2 protein-coding genes and 1 pseudogene are annotated in these 1,389 nt (G+C 58.0%); 2 read left to right on the top strand and 1 reads right to left on the bottom strand.

Annotated elements, in window-relative coordinates; translation table 11 throughout:
- Window positions 1-224: pseudogene (locus E4K64_RS39805) on the top strand (integrase core domain-containing protein); the annotation flags it as partial.
- Between the two features lie 375 nt (window positions 225-599).
- Here E4K64_RS39805 and E4K64_RS40840 read toward each other — a convergent pair.
- Window positions 600-752, bottom strand: coding sequence for a hypothetical protein (locus E4K64_RS40840; protein ID WP_167767845.1), 153 nt, complete (start codon window positions 750-752; stop codon window positions 600-602).
- A 397-nt stretch (window positions 753-1,149) separates the two neighbouring features.
- Here E4K64_RS40840 and E4K64_RS39795 point away from each other — a divergent pair.
- A partial coding sequence (locus tag E4K64_RS39795; RefSeq protein WP_135167358.1) for a hypothetical protein occupies window positions 1,150-1,389 on the top strand: 240 nt, incomplete at its 3' end.

The following is a 1,389-nucleotide window of genomic DNA, read 5'->3' as shown; positions in this document are numbered from 1 at the left end:
ACCGCATCCTGCTCGACAACTATTAGTTACCCGGCGATCTCGAACGACAGATCAGTGCCTTCGTCGAGCACTACAATCACGTTCGCTACCATGAGAGCATCGACAATCTCACACCGGCCGATGTCTACTTCGGCAGAGCAGAGACAATCCTGGCCGAACGTCAGCGCATCAAGCGCGACACCATTGCAAATCGTCGCTTGCAGCATCGTCTGCAGGCCGCTTAAACTCTAACCCCTGATGAGCCAGAGCCTCCCTTCGCAGAACGCCTGATCAGTCTCAAATCATCTGACAACGGACACCTTGGTGCATGGGCTTCTACGCCGTCATGAAGCTTCGGCTTCTCGTCTGGTCGCGGCTTCTCTCCCCGAACGGAACCGAACACCTTATGCTGCGGCCGATCCTGGTCCATTGCATCGATGACGCCGGTCGGCCCTTTCTGCCCCCGGGCCCGGCGCACACTGGGAACACAACCCATCATCCAAAACGCCTGGCGCGACATTCCAGCAACCGTCGAGGCCCTGCGGCAGTTCTGGATGCCTATACGCTTCAAGCGTGGCGCGTAGGCCGTCCGCGCCAAGTCCGTGGCCCTCTCGTACCGTTTACATCCGACTGACCTCGCGCCAGTCTGCACCCTCCTTATTGGCGTCCAACAGGCGCCAATAAGTGACAAGATGCGTGTAGTCATAGAGTGTCACGACCGGCTCGGCAGGAGCCAGATCCGCGACATTGGATTCGAGCGGTGGTTTCTGCATAGCAGTTTCCCGAGCTGAAGCTGCATCATCAGCAGGTTCAGATACCTATCACTGTGGCAGGAAGCTGTGTCGTGTCTAGTGCCAGATTTGACATCACGTGATACTCAATAAGTATCACCTGCGTCTGTTGCCTCCGAATAGCGATCGCGCGTCGCTCCAGCCGCAGCGACGCCGATCTGCTCAGCCAAGCTTAAGCGTCGGCGGCTCCAACGAGGACGCGGCCTCCGGCGTAGGAGATCAAGCTTCCAGGTCCGGTAAGTCCAGTTTGGATGCGGGATCCTGCCCGGCATTAACGTAGTCAAGTCGCAGCAGGCTCGGTCTTGGAACGAGGACCTAGTCAGTCGGTTGTGAAGAACACGCAAGCCGTTGAGAGAGAATCGATTTTTGGCGAACAGACATGGTTCTGTTCGCAGGATTTCGGCGGGTGAGCCCGCAGTTTCTTGCAAATTGCTCTTGGGCGATCGCTGTGATTCTGTCGCGGCGGGCTAATCAACGACGGGCAATTGCAATGCGGCCGAAGGCGCGGCGGGAGAGCGGACAGAACGATCTGTTCAAGGCGAGGCTCGATCAAATCGTCGATCCGGACCATGCGCTGGTCAGACTGTCGGGCTCGATCGACTGGCGGTTCCTCGAAGAC

Source organism: Bradyrhizobium frederickii, assembly GCF_004570865.1.
Classification (GTDB): Bacteria; Pseudomonadota; Alphaproteobacteria; order Rhizobiales; family Xanthobacteraceae; genus Bradyrhizobium; species Bradyrhizobium frederickii.
Note: the sequence above shows the minus strand (reverse complement) of the source record. Positions and strands in the feature narration are given on the sequence as shown.